10 protein-coding genes are annotated in these 16,075 nt (G+C 46.9%); 5 read left to right on the top strand and 5 right to left on the bottom strand.

Features of this window, described 5'->3' with window-relative positions:
• Positions 1-40 precede the first annotated feature (40 nt).
• The 3 genes from ACED36_RS01945 to ACED36_RS01935 are packed head-to-tail and all read left to right on the top strand — an operon-like array spanning position 41 to position 5,297.
• Positions 41-1,075 (top strand): efflux RND transporter periplasmic adaptor subunit, encoded by a 1,035-nt coding sequence (locus tag ACED36_RS01945; RefSeq protein ID WP_026023890.1) that lies wholly within the window; start codon positions 41-43, stop codon positions 1,073-1,075.
• Positions 1,076-1,077: 2 nt separating this feature from the next.
• Complete coding sequence (locus ACED36_RS01940; RefSeq protein ID WP_017003568.1) at positions 1,078-2,229, top strand: efflux RND transporter periplasmic adaptor subunit; 1,152 nt, start codon at positions 1,078-1,080, stop codon at positions 2,227-2,229.
• The gene (locus ACED36_RS01935; RefSeq protein WP_016960237.1) at positions 2,229-5,297 is read left to right on the top strand and encodes an efflux RND transporter permease subunit; all 3,069 of its coding nucleotides are present in this window, start codon (positions 2,229-2,231) and stop codon (positions 5,295-5,297) included. Before ACED36_RS01940 ends, ACED36_RS01935 begins: the two co-directional genes overlap by 1 nt.
• A gap of 423 nt (positions 5,298-5,720) precedes the next feature.
• On the opposite strand, the gene nhaA is transcribed toward ACED36_RS01935, so the two are convergent.
• The 3 genes from nhaA to ACED36_RS01920 form a co-directional block, all read right to left on the bottom strand.
• Positions 5,721-6,932, bottom strand: a complete 1,212-nt coding sequence (gene nhaA / locus ACED36_RS01930; RefSeq protein WP_371732671.1) for a Na+/H+ antiporter NhaA — start codon at positions 6,930-6,932, stop codon at positions 5,721-5,723.
• A 132-nt stretch (positions 6,933-7,064) separates the two neighbouring features.
• The gene (locus ACED36_RS01925) at positions 7,065-7,541 is read right to left on the bottom strand and encodes a PaaI family thioesterase (RefSeq protein ID WP_017003566.1); all 477 of its coding nucleotides are present in this window, start codon (positions 7,539-7,541) and stop codon (positions 7,065-7,067) included.
• A 194-nt stretch (positions 7,542-7,735) separates the two neighbouring features.
• Positions 7,736-8,257 (bottom strand): NUDIX hydrolase, encoded by a 522-nt coding sequence (locus ACED36_RS01920; RefSeq protein WP_016960234.1) that lies wholly within the window; start codon positions 8,255-8,257, stop codon positions 7,736-7,738.
• A 233-nt stretch (positions 8,258-8,490) separates the two neighbouring features.
• Here ACED36_RS01920 and ACED36_RS01915 point away from each other — a divergent pair, with 233 nt between their 5' ends.
• Positions 8,491-9,813 (top strand): DEAD/DEAH box helicase, encoded by a 1,323-nt coding sequence (locus tag ACED36_RS01915; RefSeq protein ID WP_016960233.1) that lies wholly within the window; start codon positions 8,491-8,493, stop codon positions 9,811-9,813.
• Between the two features lie 276 nt (positions 9,814-10,089).
• Entirely contained in the window at positions 10,090-13,686 is a 3,597-nt protein-coding gene (locus ACED36_RS01910) for a glycosyl hydrolase (RefSeq protein WP_371732670.1), read from the top strand.
• Positions 13,687-13,832: 146 nt separating this feature from the next.
• On the opposite strand, the gene guaD is transcribed toward ACED36_RS01910, so the two are convergent.
• Together guaD and xdhC are read right to left on the bottom strand one after the other, a co-directional pair.
• Positions 13,833-15,158 (bottom strand): guanine deaminase, encoded by a 1,326-nt coding sequence (gene guaD, locus ACED36_RS01905; RefSeq protein WP_017006536.1) that lies wholly within the window; start codon positions 15,156-15,158, stop codon positions 13,833-13,835.
• 4 nt (positions 15,159-15,162) lie between these two features.
• The gene (gene xdhC, locus ACED36_RS01900) at positions 15,163-16,050 is read right to left on the bottom strand and encodes a xanthine dehydrogenase accessory protein XdhC (RefSeq protein WP_017003561.1); all 888 of its coding nucleotides are present in this window, start codon (positions 16,048-16,050) and stop codon (positions 15,163-15,165) included.
• Positions 16,051-16,075: the final 25 nt, after the last annotated feature.

Here is a 16,075-nt window from a genome sequence, read left to right as displayed (position 1 = left end):
TTCAAATCCTCTCGATAAAATTGTTCTGACAAGGAGAGTTATGATGAAAGTAACGCTTATTTTTGCGTGTTGTTTTTATTTAAGTGGTTGCAGTGAAGAAGTTTCAATCCCCGAACCTGAAGCACGTCCCGCAAAATTAATGACCGTCTCGATTGGAGAAAGCAACGTTGAGCGAGCTTTTCCAGGAACCGTTGAGGCCGATGATCAGGCCGTGTTAGCTTTTCGAGTAGAAGGCAAAATCATTGCCATGCCGGTGTTTTCAGGAGAGGAGGTTGTCGAAGGAAGCGTACTGGCGGAACTCGACAAAGCTGAATACTTATTGTTGTTAGAAAAAGCGAAATCTATTCATCAATTAGCCACTGTGCAATATCAACGCGCGGTAAAGCTGAAGAAAACCAATTTTATTTCTGCGCAGGATTTTGATAAAGCCGTCTCGTCACTGAATGAAGCCAAAGCTAGCTTAGAGTTAGCCCAATCCAATTTCAACTACACAACATTGAGAGCGCCTTACGGTGGCACGGTGTCGTTAAGAGTGAAAGAAAAGTTTGAGTTTGTGAATGCGATGGAACCTGTCATGCATATTCAAACTAACGAAGTGATCAATGTCAGTTTTCAACTACCAGAAAGGCTATTCAATTTTTTCTCTTCTGGAGGAGAAGCCAATAGCCACTCTCCCTCGGTATCTTTTGACGCATACCCCGATCAGACTTTCCCTGCCGAATTTAAAGAAGTAGATACTGAGGCAGATACCACGACAGCGTCTTATCGAATTACCGTGTCTTTGCCTCGACCCCAAGGTGTCAATGTGTTGCCAGGTATGGCTGCCGAAGTGTCGACAAATTTTCCCGGCAGTGCTCAGAATACGTTGCCTTCAAGTGCGATTGATATTAATGAAGGGCTAACTTCCGTGTGGCGTGTTGGAGAAGGGGGCAAGGTGAACAACGTCCCTATCGTGCTTAATGGCGATGTGCTTGAAAGCGGGCTATCTGACGGTGATGTCATCGTAGTCAACGGTATTCAAAGCCTAAAAAATGGCATGGTTGTCTATCCATGGGTGAAGGAAAGAGGGCTGTAATAATGGAAAACAAATATAAAGAAAAACATGACTCGTCTTCCTACAGCATCCATTTTATAGGAACACCAGTGAAATATGCAGCACTGCCACTCATCGCGCTCTTCGTTTTAGCAGCGTGCACGGAGCCGCCAATTTCTTCACAAGTCCCTGTCCAAAATGTGGAAGTGCTCGAGGTTGGTGAGAATGATTCAGAAAGTAAGTTGCACTTCCCAGCCATCGCTTCAGCGGCTGATAAAGCAGCATTGTCATTTTTGGTAGCCGGAGAGGTAGATAAGATCTTTTTTAAGCCTGGCGAGTTAGTCACAAAGGGTACCGTACTCGCGACTATCGACCCAATCAATTACAAACTGGCGGCAGACAATGCGCAGGCTAAGTTCAATGTTGCAGACAGCCAGTATCGTCGCTCGAAACCGCTTGTCGAGAAAGGCTCGCTAGCTAAATCTCAGTTTGATGAGTTGGCAGCTCAACGTCAGATTGCAAAAGCCGAACTGGACATCGCAAAGCTTAAGTTGTCTTACACGTCGCTAAAAGCACCGGTTGATGGTGTCGTGAGCCGTGTTCCCGTGGAGCAATTTGAGAACGTAGCCATTGGGCAAACCATCCTGAATATCCATGACGCCACGCAAGTGGATGTGCGTCTCCAAGTTCCAGATGTCATGTTCACTCGACATGGTGATCGAACCCGTGAAGAAAATTCTCGCGAGATTAACCCAAGTGTGCAAACGGACGATGGAAAGACATATACCTCAAAGGTTAAGGAGTTTACGGCTGAGCCTGACCCCACCACAGGTTCTTTCATGGTGACTTTGACCATGCCAATGCCAGAAGACAAGTTCATTTTGGATGGTATGACCGTCGAAGTCGTGGTTAAAGAAAATGGCTTAGTTAAAGAGCGGGCAAACATTCTCGAAGTCCCACTGGAAACGCTTTTCAATGAAGATGGCGATGGATTAAACCGCGATAATAAGTTTGTGTGGGTAGTGGGTGAAGACAACCGTGTCGAAAAACGACACGTCACCGTGGGGGCGCTAACACCAACGGGAGTCTTAGTGGTAGATGGGTTGTCAAAGGGTGAAAAAGTGGTGTCTGCAGGTGTGAATAAACTGCGCGCGAAGCAGCCCGTCAATGTCTTGATGGAAGGGGACGCCAACTGATGAAACAGACTATTGCGAGTTACTTTATAAAAAATAAAGTCATTAGTTGGATGCTGACGCTGATCTTTCTTATTGGCGGTACGACGTCTTTCTTTGGCTTGGGCCAATTGGAAGATCCTGCGTTTACGCTGAAAGATGCCCTTATCGTCACAAGCTACCCCGGAGCAACGCCACAGCAAGTGGAAGAGGAAGTCACATACCCAATAGAGAAAGCGGTTCAGCAACTGGTGTATGTTGATGAAGTGACGTCCATTTCCAGTCGTGGATTGTCACAAATCACGGTGACAATGAAGAACAATTACGGACCGGATGATCTACCCCAAATCTGGGATGAAATGCGACGCAAAGTTAACGACCTTCAAGGCAGTTTTCCTCCTGGCGTGAATACGCCGCAAGTTATTGATGATTTTGGCGACGTATATGGTGTATTGCTGGCCATAACAGGTGAAGGCTACTCATCGAAAGAACTGACGGATTACGTTGATTTTCTTCGGCGAGATCTTGAGCTGGTTGATGGCGTGGCCAAGGTACAAGTTACCGGTTCCCAGCAAGAGCAAGTTTTTATCGAAATTTCGATACGGCGTCTGTCGAACTTGGGGATATCGCCACAAGTCATTTACAACCTTTTAGCGACGCAAAACGTGGTGAGTAACGCGGGCGCATTGCGGGTGGGTGATGAATATATTCGTATTCATCCAACCGGCGAATTTAAAAGCGTGGATGAACTCGGTAATCTCATCATCAATGAAGCTGGCTCCAGTGGTCTGATCTACTTAAAGGATGTCGCTGATATCACCCGTGGTTATCAAGACGTACCAAGCAACTTACTTTCATACAACGGAGAAAGGGCATTAAACCTCGGCATTTCATTTGCCGAAGGGGTCAATGTTGTGGAGGTTGGAAAACGGGTCGATCGCCGTTTGGCGGAATTAAAAGAAAATCAGCCTATCGGCATTGATATCGGTGTGGTGTATGCGCAACCCGTGGAAGTGGAAACATCCGTTAACGGTTTTGTTGTGAGCCTAGCGCAAGCAGTGGCAATTGTGATCGTGGTGCTGTTGTTGTTCATGGGGCTGAGGTCGGGATTACTGATTGGCTTGATATTGCTGCTTACCGTTTTGGGTACTTTTATCTTCATGAAGTATTTCCAAATTGATTTGCAGCGCATTTCGCTTGGTGCATTGGTTATAGCGCTGGGTATGCTGGTGGATAACGCCATTGTGGTGGTGGAAGGCATACTCATTGGGTTGAAGAAAGGGCGAACCAGAATAGAAGCAGCATCTGACATTGTCACTCAGACCAAGTGGCCATTGTTGGGTGCAACCGTCATTTCTGTCACTGCCTTTGCCCCCATTGGATTGTCGAGCGATTCCACGGGTGAGTATTGCGGTACGTTATTCAGCGTATTACTCATATCGCTGATGCTCAGTTGGTTTACCGCAATTACCTTGACGCCATTTTTCGCCAACCTGTTTTTTAAAGAGCAAAGCGCCAGCGAGAGTGATGGCGAAAGTGATCCATACAACGGCGTGTTGTTTGTGGTGTATACAAAGCTTCTTGATATTTGTATGCGTCGCGCTTACCTCACCGTGTTGGTGCTTTCTGTCGCACTCGCCGTCTCTCTTTATGGTTTCACGCTGCTTAAGCAGTCGTTCTTTCCGTCTTCAACAACGCCTGTTTATATGGTGGACGTGTGGATGCCAGAAGGAACGGATATCCGTGCAACCCAAGAAACACTGTCATCATTGGAAGCATGGGTAAGTGAACAGCCTACGGTTAAATACGTATCAACGAGCACAGGTAAAGGTACGCAGCGATTTATGCTGACCTATGCACCTGAAAAAAGTTACTCAGCCTACGGTGAACTGATCGTTCGAGTGACAGACTACGATGCAGTATTACCATCTATGTCCGACGTAAGATCACACATTGATAAGGAATTCCCCGGTATTCAGTACAAGCTAAAGCGTATTGAACTTGGGCCTTCTAGCGGATCAAAAATCGAGACTCGCATTGTCGGCTCAGATCCGAGTGTGCTGCGTTCCATTGCCGCCAAGGTAGTCGACACATTAAAAGCCGACCCTGATGTGGTGAATGTTCGTCATGATTGGAGAGAGCGAACAAAAATTCTGCAACCAGAGTTTAATGAAAGCCAAGCCCGACGTTATGGCATTACTAAAGCAGATGTTGATGACCTATTCATGATGTCGTTTTCAGGTTTGAATGTGGGTGTCTATCGCGATGGAACCACCTTGATGCCGATTGTGGCCAGGTTGCCAGAGCTTGAACGTGTGGATGTGAAAACCATTGAAGGGATAAAAATTTGGAGCCCAGTGCTCAATGACTTTATCCCACTGCAGCAGGTTATTTTGGGTTACGATTTGATTTGGGAAGACCCGCTTATTGTGCGAGAAAATCGCAAGCGTACATTAACGGTATTTGCTGATCCCGATCCGTTGAAAGATGTGACGGCGGCTACCTTGTTAAAACGTATCAAGCCAGAAATTGAAGCTATTCCACTACCTAAAGGCTACAGCATCGAATGGGGTGGAGAATATGAATCGTCGGGCGATGCGCAGGAAAGCTTGTTCACTACCATGCCTCTCGGTTATCTGTTCATGTTCTTGATTACGGTATTTCTGTTTAACTCAGTGAAGGACTCACTCATCGTCTGGTTAACCGTGCCTCTGGCTATTATTGGTGTCACGACTGGCTTGTTGGTGCTTAATACGCCGTTTGGCTTTATGGCATTGCTAGGCTTCTTGAGCTTATCGGGCATGTTGATTAAGAATGGCATTGTTTTGATTGACCAAATCAACACTGAAATGGAAAGCGGAAAAGAACCATACACTGCCATTGTCGACGCGTCGGTGAGCCGTGTTCGTCCCGTTTGTATGGCAGCTATCACCACGGTACTTGGCATGTTGCCACTCTTGCCTGATGTGTTTTTTAAACCAATGGCTGTAACCATCATGTTCGGGTTGGGTTTTGCCACAGTACTGACTTTGATTGTGGTTCCGGTGCTTTATCGAATCTTCTATAGAGTGAAGTATTTCGCTGCTGACTAAGTAACATTCACCGTCAAAAGGTCTGTATATTGCAGGCCTTTTTCATGTCTATTATTTGCCGAAAATCACAAAGAAAAATTGCATGAAAAACAGCATCTATTTCTGGACTATATTAATTCCTTTAATATCAATGGCTTTTGTTCATTTTTGGCATGTGGATAAATGATTTTTTATCCACAGAAACAGTTGATAACTAGGTAGGTTTCCTCTTTGAACACTGCTGTGATGCGGCTTCTATAAATGTCAATAGTTGGGCTTTGGTGGGGTAAAAACACGCCAGAAAACTTGCAGAACTTCTGACTTATGACAGTTGAAAAAAGGGGAGAAAATGCGTGACATTTTTGTGTCTACAAGTGAGGTGGAAATCATTGACTAGTGAATGAGAAGTCGCGTTCTAGTTGTTAATGTCCATTTAGAAAGGCGCTACTTTTGCTCTGCTTCAATCTCGTCAGCGTTCGGTTTTGGTTGTAACTGCAAAGCATATTTCAATGCCAGATAACCCAAGACCGCAGCCAATATCGATCCAATAAAAATAGAAATACGAGACAAGTCGACCAATGCGTGATTATCGACGCCAGGGAAGGCCAGAGTGGTGATGAATATCGACATGGTGAAACCAATGCCGCATAAGATAGATGACGCCATGATGTGCGCAAACTGAACACCCTTTGGCAAGCTGGCTATCCCTAACTTGATTGATGCATAGCAGGTGATGGAAATCCCTACAGGCTTGCCTAACAGCAATCCGAGAATAATACCCAGAGGGAGGGGGTCAGATATCATGCCCATGTTGAAGTTTTCCATTGGAACGCCCGAGTTGGCAAATGCAAACAGCGGCAGTATAACGAAGCTACTCCATGGGTGGATGCCATGCTCAAGATAACGCAAAGGGCTTCTGATGCGGTGATGTTTAATTTTTAGTGGAACGGCAAAGCCCAGAATAACGCCCGCCACAGTGGCGTGTACGCCTGATTTAAGTACCGCGACCCAAAGAATCGCACCAACCAATAAATATCCCGTCAATCGAGCAACGCCTTTTGCATTCATGTAGAACAAAGTGGCAGAAGCTAAAACGGCAATGGACAGTGCTAGCAAAGACAAATCACTGCTAAAAAACAGTGCAATAATGATCACCGCGCCAAGATCGTCGATCACCGCCAATGCAAGCAGGAACACTTTTAAACTCACAGGAACGCGTTTTCCAAACAACGCCAATACACCCAATGTAAAAGCGATATCTGTAGCGGCAGGTATTGCCCAGCCTCCCAAAGCTTGTGGATCGTTTGCGTTAAACAAAACAAAAATAAGCACCGGAAAAACCATTCCGCCAACAGCCGCGATCAAAGGGAACATGGCTCTAGATCGAGTGCGCAGTGCGCCTTGTATTAACTCACGCTTTACTTCCAAGCCAATAAGCAAAAAGAAAATGGCCATCAAACCATCATTGATCCAAAGTAATAAATTTTTCTCGATATCTAGCGAACCTACTTTGAAGTGAATAGGCGTATCGAGAAGGGCGAGGTAATAGGGAGCAAGGGGGGAATTAGCAATAATGAGTGCTAAAAAAGCGGAGGCAATAAGGATGATGCCGGGCGCTGTATCGAGTTGGAAAAAGTCGCTTATTTTTTTGCCCAAAACAGACTCCGCTGAATTCGCTTTAATACTTAAGTCTAATAACGAAAACAATAAAAGGGCAAAGAAATAGTTATTTCATTTTAGAGACTTATTGAATTTTTTTAGCGTATCCAGCAAAGTGGTGTGAAAAATTCAGTTTATTGCTTTTACTGACAATGTTAAATCAAAGATCGCCATCGGTTCATCACCATGTAAGGAAGGGCATGTTGCCGTGATTCTGACGGGTTGATTGACACGCTCGCCGCTTGATATTGTCTGATCTAGCATCTGATCGATGAGTTTTCCGTCGTCACATGTGAAAATCACATCAGCCTCTGGACGCTTTAGGAACTCAGCGGTCACTGATTTGAATGCAAGTGATATTGTCTTGCCTCGAGACTCAGATTTACTCATCGCCATAAAACCGCCAGCCACATCAGCACCTACCGCTAAAACGCCGAAATACATACTGTTCAGGTGATTTTTGTTTCTTCGCTTGAGTGGAATTCGAATTTGAACGCGCTCTTCGTTGAGCACAAGAATTTTAGGGCGGCAATACCAAATTAAAGGAACTTTGAAGAATCCGAATAGTTTTAGCATTCGGTTAGCATGGGCAAGAGTCTGTTTCATTGTTCTTCCTTGAGTTGAAATTGCTTCACTCACGTTAATTGTTCAACTGGTCGGATGTCAATGTTAACACTTTGTTTAAAAGGCACGTTGTGATCGACGTGCCGATTACCTTAGCCATGTGAGGTGGCGTAGGTCGAAGGGAAAGGTAGTCAGCGTTGATACAAAAAAGCAAAGAGACACTGGACTAGGAATTATCAGCGTATCAGCCCTAAAAGTTGAGCGCGGCAAAATGCCACAATGGTTTTGCTATCTTGAATGTCGTTGTTGGCTATCATACGAGCCACTTCATCAACAGGGAAATGCACCACTTCAAGCACTTCGTCGTCGTCCAGTTCGCCTTCACAGTCTGAAACCTGTTTTGCCACATACAAATACTGGGTTTCATCGCAAAACCCAGGAGCAGGAAGTGATTCGCCAATCTTGTGCCACTCAGAAGCTGCTAATTGCACTTCTTCGGCAAGTTCACGTTTTGCACACACATCAGGTGATTCGTTTAATTCCATGGTGCCTGCGGGAAACTCGTAAATCCAACGATCGATAGATGGACGGTATTGGTGAATCATGACCAATTTACCGTCATTCGCCACTGGCAGGATAAGCACGGCACCAGGATGGGTAAGGGTGATGTGCGAGGTCACTAGTCCGTTTGGAAAAGTGTGTTCGCGTTCTTCAAGCGTAAAGCGTTTCCAAGCAAATAGTGGGCTGGATGTTGGCATTAATTGGATTCTCGGTATGACTAGTTTGAACCCTACGCTACCTGTCAAAAAGAGAAATACCGACGGATAGATGCTGGTTGTCGGTGAAAGTGTGATCACGCACAATAAAAATGTGTGGTAATGAAGAAATATGATAAGATCCGCGCCTATTTCTGTGGGGCGTCACTTTGCGTTGATAAGTATAACGAATACGCAGTAACGGCCTGTATATAAAGAAACATTGGAGTATCACCTTGCAATTTGAAGACCTGGGTTTAGACAAGCGCCTGCTAAAAACAATTGAACACTGGGGATTTGATTCCGCGACAGATGTTCAGGCATCCGCCATTCCTGTTGTAAATGCAGGGAAAGATTTGTTGGCGTCGTCTAAAACGGGCTCAGGTAAAACACTGGCCTTCTTGCTCCCAGCGATGCAGCGCGTGATGCGCGTCAAGGCGTTAACCCGCCGTGATCCACGCGTTGTTGTGCTTGCACCTACTCGTGAATTGGCAAAACAAGTATATGGTGAGCTGCGTAAATTGATTGCGGGCACACAATACAAAGCCGTGTTGATCCTTGGTGGTGAGAACTTCAATGATCAAGCGAAAGAATTTCGTAAAGACCCAGTGTTCGTGGTTGCGACCCCTGGTCGTCTTGCTGACCACCTTGAGCATCGTCATCTAAGCCTAGAAGGTTTGGAAATGTTGATCCTTGATGAAGCCGACCGCATGTTGGATTTGGGCTTTGCACCCCAGCTTAAAGCGATTAACGATGCAGCGGGTCACCGTCGTCGTCAAACGCTGATGTTCTCTGCAACGCTTGATCATCGGCAAGTCAATGACATTGCCGCTGACATGTTGAATGAACCAAAGCGCGTAGCGATTGGTTTTGTTAACGAAGAACACAAAGATATCGAGCAGCGCTTCTATCTATGTGACCACCTAGATCACAAGCAAGCATTGCTGGATCGCGTGTTAGCAGAAGAAGAATATCAACAGCTAATGGTATTTACTGCAACGCGAGCAGATACTGAACGTTTGGCAAGCATGTTTGTAGAGCGTGGCATCAAGGCTGTTGCACTGAGCGGCGAGATGAGCCAAAGTGCGCGTAACCGCATCATGAATGAGTTTGAGCGCGGCTTGCATCGAGTGTTGGTCACAACAGATCTGGCATCGCGTGGCTTGGACATTTCAAACGTTTCGCATGTTGTGAACTTTGATATGCCTAAGCACTCCGAAGAATATGTTCACCGTATTGGCCGTACAGGTCGTGCTGGTAATAAAGGTATCGCGATTTCTTTCGTTGGCCCGAAAGACTGGAACAGCTTCAAAAGCATTGAAGGCTTCCTTGACAAGAAAATGACCTTTGCGACCTTTGAAGGGTTGGAAGGTAAGTTTAAAGGTCTGGTGCCTCAACGTAAGAAAGCGTTTAGTAAGAAACCGACACAAGCGAAGAAAACCAATAAGCCAACCTCTAAAAAAGCAGCACCGAAGAAGCGCAATAAAAGCTTCTATCAAGGTGTGTCTGTGGGTGAAGATGTCTTTATGGTTAAGAAGAAAAAGCCCGTCGAAGAGTAATCGTCGATTGAATAAGAAAGCGCCTTTGTTAAGGCGCTTTTTTTGTGGTTAATTTTTGTGTTTGGGATTGTAGATATCCCTTGCCTGTCTCACTTAAGGTTCGGATGGTTCATATGTCGTGAGTGAGCAATAAATGCGACGACAACACTTAATTTGTGATGAACCAATGTCCATTGAATATCCGGCATCTATATAATCCACGAAAAGAAAGCGCTTTCAAAATTGCTTATGGAGCATTAGAAAGTGGTTGGATTCTTAGCGAATGGATGTATCCCTTTGAGTAATTTCAGAATTTTCACCTACCTTTGTCTATCATTTTTATTATCTGCCTGCGGCGGAGGTAGCGATGGTGACGAAACCAATTCAGAAACGACGATCACATACGTGTTAAGTGTGGTGTTAACTGATCAGGATTCGAATCAAGCGGTCTCCAATGCCATCGTCGATGTATCAGGCAACACCCACCGCACCGATACTTCGGGCAAAGCGTTATTCTCGCTTCCTAGTGGCAACTACATACTTGCTATCTCACACAATGATTTTGGCCATTTAGTGCGTAACGTCACCGTGGGTGGTGAGGATAGTGCACTAGATATTGAGCTCAAGAAAACGACCACCACTGACGGTTTGGAGTCTGGGTCAGGCGGCTCTGATGGCGGGGGAGAAAACACCGACAGCGGTGATGGCACAGACAGCGGTGATGGCACAGACAGCGGTGATGGCACAGACAGTGGCGATGGCACCGACAGCGGTGATGGCACAGACAGTGGCGACGGCACAGACAGTGGTGATGGCACAGACAGCGGCGATGGCACAGACAGCGGCGATGGAACAGACAGTGGCGATGGCACAGACAGCGGCGATGGCACAGACAGCGGTGATGGCACAGACGGTGGCGATGGCACAGACGGCGGTGATGGCACAGACGGCGGTGATGGTACGGATGCTGGTGGTGAAACCCCCGAAAATACCAATGGTTATGTTTTCCATTCAGAGAATGCTGATTCATTCGATTTTGCTGAATCTGCTGTCTCTTGGGGTTCAAATTCAACGATCAATAAAACCCCCTCAGACACCACCTATGAGCGCGCCATTCAGGTAACAAGCGGCACGGGATATGGCGTTCCTTATGCTGAACTTGCGTGGGGCAATCGAAATCCAGCAAAGGCTATTGATGCGTCGGCGTATAACCAACTTCGTTTTAAAGTGAAGAGTACTTTTGCGGCTCAAGTTGAAGTGTCCATTCAGGGCGTAAATAGCACCGAAGATAAAAAGCCTTATGCGATTAATACCGGCACAGCACTCAGCAATGGCTGGATTGAGATGCAGGTTCCGTTTCCAGCATTCGCCGATTTAACGTGGATTGGCCTTCAATTTTCAGGGAGTGGCACAGTGCTGGTGGCAGATGTGTATCTGGTTGAAGATGAAAATGCTGGAAACGGCAGCACCTATAATGGTGACTATGTCATCACACCGTATGGCGCAGGTAGCATTTCAGATACGTTTAATCCTGAAGGCTATGGCTGTGCCGAAGATCATGGCTTTTGGGTATTTAACGCAGGTGTTGTGAAACCTGGCGTAGAATCTTGCTCAAACATTGGTACGCCAACTCAAATATTTCCTCAGCTTGTTCCCGAACTCTCAGATCAACCTGTGCCCACACACAAATGGTGGGGCTCAGTGTCTTTCTTAGGGGAAATGCGTATTGGCGACCCCAACGGCGCAGGGTACATCACACCGGATCCTGTTAGTGCACGTATTTCTGAGCGCGGTTTTAGAATGCTTGGTATCCCCAGTGGGCTACGAGGTGCGGTTGATAAGTTTGAATACACAGTGCCAGCGCCGTTCGATGAAGTCTTTGATGGTATTGCCATCGCCAACTCGCAGTTTAGCGACATGGAAGGCTACCTAAAAGATCACAGCGATGGCGCAATGACCGTGGAATGGCGAAATGGTACGACGCCAATTATGGAGGCCACCTTTGTACATGGCTCGCCTTATGTGTATGTGAAAGCGTTTCATGGCGACATAGTGCTGAAAACCCTGAGGTCGAACAGCGGTGAAAAAGGCACGTTTGCAGATTCAAACAACATGCTGGGGATCTGGACTAGCATAGCGGGAAACCGCACTAACTTTTTGGTTGTGGGCGAGGGTGCAACCACCTTCACCGGGAAAACGAGCAATCGAATTACCGTTATAAACAGCGCGAAAGAAGCGACCATTACATTGTTACCGGGCACTGCTGTGCCAAGTAATGCCGTTAGTAATGAGTTTGCTGCGTTGGCACGTCAAGTTGTCCGTAACGTAGAAATTGATTACGAAGTTAACCGTGCCAATAACCAAGTAACAGTGACGCATAGCTATCTTAATGCCAGTGGCAGCCCGATTGAAACCTTGGCGGGTTTGCATCCAATGCATTGGAAGAACAGCAATGCGCCAACGATCGATCATAAAATGCGCAGTGCGCGTGGCGTGATCAAGTTCAGCCAAACCAATGCATTTTCTTACACCATGCCATTTGTTGGGGTCTTGCCGACGCTTCCGAGCACGGTTGGGGACGTTAACCACACAACATTACGCAGCTTGGTGACGGAATATGTCAACAAAGGCTCGAATGGATGGAACCCATACACAGACACCTATTGGTCAGGTAAGAGTTACGGTAAAGCGTCGGAAGTGATTGCCATTGCCCGTTCTATTGGTATGGAAACAGAAGCTAACACCCTGACGGTATGGTTGAAATCTGAACTGGAAGATTGGTTTAGTGCAGACACCAACGGTGGCTTGGACACGGTAAGGTATTTCGTTTACGACGAAACTTGGACAACCTTACTGGGCGTTGAAGAGTCGTTCGGTACGCACCAACAACTCAACGATCACCATTTCCATTACGGCTACTTCGTGCGTGCCGCTGCGGAAATTTGTCGCACTGATAAATCGTGGTGTGGCGCGGATCAGTACGGCCCTATGGTTGAGTTATTGATCCGTGATTATGCCGCGAGCAAAGGGGATGATATGTTCCCGTACCTTCGAAATTTCGACCCTGCGAATGGCTTCTCATGGGCGTCAGGTCACGCTAACTTTGCACTGGGCAACAACAACGAATCGACATCAGAAGCGGCTAACTCATACGGTGCTATCGTGCTATACGGCATGATCACGGGCGACCAAGATCTCGTTGATAAAGGCATGTATTTGCATGCTTCATCAAGTGCTGCGTATTGGGAATATTGGAACAACCTTGATGGGTATCGTAATCGCTCACCGCTTTATCCAAACAAAGGGGACGATTACGATAACTTCCCGCCGGGATACGACAAGATCACAACGTCAATCATCTGGGGGACGGGCGGTGTTTTTTCTACCTGGTTCAGTGGCGCTTACGCGCATATCCTTGGCATACAAGGGCTGCCGCTCAATCCATTGGTTTTCCACGTTGGCCTCCACGCGGACTACATGGAAGATTATGTTGAACTTGGCTTAACCGAGTCCAGCAATGGAAAAGCGTCGGGTTTGCAAGACGGTCATTGGCGAGATATCTGGTGGAACCTATGGGCAATGACAGATGCAGATGCTGCGATTGCAGATTATGAAACGCGAGGCTCGAACTATGTCACTGAAGAAGGTGAATCGAAAGCGCATACCTACCATTGGATACATACATGGAAGGCGCTAGGGCACCTGATGACGGGAACAGGAGCGTTAACGGCCGACTCCCCAACAGCAGTAGCGTTCAAGAAAGGCGATACGCTAACGTATATGGCTTATAACTATGAGAGCACGACGCAACAGGTTCAGTTTAGTGATGGTGTAGTACTTACGGTTCAACCGAACAGTTTCGGTATTCGCACAACAACATCTAACGGCAACTAGAGTCACTCTTGGTTTCGTTCCATTGAACTCAGCGGAATTGATTCTGCTGAGTTTTTAATGGCAATCAGGAGGAGGCTTTGGCCGAGAGGCTAAGTGTCTCAGCGTAGACATGAGATAGATTCTTCGTTAATGGGATATGAGAAATTCTAACTGTTGTTGACGGGATACACGGATTGCCCATAAGAGTATGTATCAAATACGGCGCGATCATCGCCCAGTGTCATGAGCACAAACAGTTTGTCTTCCAATGATTCCGCGTGCTCCATTCTAAACTTCATCAGTTGAGTGGCATGAAGATCGATAACCACAAAGTCCGCTTCTTTCCCAACCTCTAAGTTACCAATGTCGTTATCCAATGAGAGTGCTTTTGCACCGCCCAACGTGGCTTGATACAACGATTTTAGTGGGTGCAGTTTCTCGCCTTGCAGTTGCATCACCTTATAGGCTTCGCTCATGGTTTGAAGCAGTGAAAAACTGGTGCCTGCACCGACATCTGTACCCATGCCTACTTTAATTCCGCTTTGTTCCATTTTCGACAAAGGGAACAAGCCCGAGCCTAAAAACAAGTTCGACGTGGGGCAGAACGCAATCGCTGAATCGGTTTCTGCCAGTCTTGCGCACTCTTGCTCGCACAAATGAATGCCATGGGCAAACACTGAGCGGTTCGAGAGCAAACCGTGTGAGTCGTAAACATCCAAATAGTTTTTGCTGTCTGGAAATAACTCCGCCACCCATTCTATCTCTTTCGGGTTTTCAGACAGATGTGTGTGCAGGTAAACATCGGGATATTCTTGGCGCAGTTTTCCGGCTAATCGAAGCTGTTCAGACGAACTGGTCGGCGCAAAACGTGGCGTGATAGCGTAATGAAGTCGACCTTTGTTGTGCCACTTTTCTATCAGCGCTTTGCTGTCGGCGTAACCAGACTCGGGTGTGTCGGTCAGATCGTCCGGCGCATTTCTGTCCATCAACACTTTTCCCGCGATCATGCGCAGGTTGCGCTTCTCTGCCTCTTGAAAAAACACATCAACAGAGGATTTATGCACAGTGCCAAACACGAGTGCAGTGGTGGTGCCGTTTCGCGCCAGTTCATCAAGAAAATGCACCGCGACATCTCGCGCATAGTCATCGTCTTCAAAGCGCCTTTCTTCAGGGAAGGTATAGTTGTTCAGCCAATCGATCAGTTGATCGCCATAGGCCGCAATCATACCCGTCTGCGGGTAGTGAATATGGGTGTCGATAAATCCCGGCATGATTAATTTGTCGTCAAGCTCGACAACTTCAATACTGGCATCAAGCATTGGAAGGATATCCTCTGCATGACCGACGTTAACAATGTGACCGTCGGCGACAAGCAGCATACCGTCGTCAAAATATTGGTATGAATCTTCCAAACCCACGTCCGTTGGGTTGGCAAGACTGTGTAAAATAGCAGCGCGAAAGGCTCTTGTAGGATGAGCTTTTGGGTCTTTCATTCCTTTATGCCCTTATTTTCTCGTTATTTTTATTGTTTTGGTTTTCGCTTGGTTGTGTATTCAGAATAGAGAGTTTTTCTGCCCGTTTCTGTGGCGTATGCTCCCGTTTGCTAGAGATGTATTCACCTTGGTAGCAGGCGATAAGCTCGCCCGCGACGGAAACGGCGATTTCTGCGGGGTGTTTACCTTTTACCGCCTCGATACCGATAGGGCAGATCATGGTATTGATGGCGTCATCGTTAAATCCACGTTCTTTTAAGCGATAATCAAAACGTTTGCGCTTAGACAGTGAGCCAATCAAACCGAAGTAGCGGCTGTCTCCGCGTTTGAGGATGGCGCGAGAGAGATCAAAATCCAGCTGGTGGTTATGGGTCAGCACCAGATACATGCTGTTGGCTGGCAGGCTAGCCACCTCACCGACGGGGTCGTCCGTTAATCGCATTTCCACGTTGTCAGGAATTTGAGCGGGAAATTGCGCTTCACGCTCATCAATCCATATCACCTTGAATGGCAGGGTGGCGAGAACATGAACCAGTGCTTTGGCAACATGGCCAGCACCGAAAAGAGCCAGTATATGTCGTTGTTGTCCAATGGGTTCGAAGCTCAGTGTGACAATGCCACCGCAGCATTGCCCCAGCCTTGCGCCTAGATTGAACCGCTCGATTTTCATCTCGCTATCACCGTGCGTTAGCATCTCTTGCGCGGCTTTCATTGCAACATGCTCAAGATGCCCGCCACCAATGGTGGCAATGACTTCGTTTTCCGTCACCAGCATTTTCGTGCCTGCGCCACGTGGCACAGAGCCCTTGTCTTCGAGTACTGTAACCATCACACAAGGTGTGCCTTTGGCTTCAAAGTCAGCCAGTGCCTGGATCCAATTGTCTTTAAACATCACTGTTCTCCAATCCATGGTTCTG

Origin of the sequence: Enterovibrio sp. FF113 (genome assembly GCF_041439165.1) — a bacterium.
GTDB lineage: Bacteria > Pseudomonadota > Gammaproteobacteria > Enterobacterales > Vibrionaceae > Enterovibrio > Enterovibrio norvegicus_A.
Note: the sequence above shows the minus strand (reverse complement) of the source record. Positions and strands in the feature narration are given on the sequence as shown.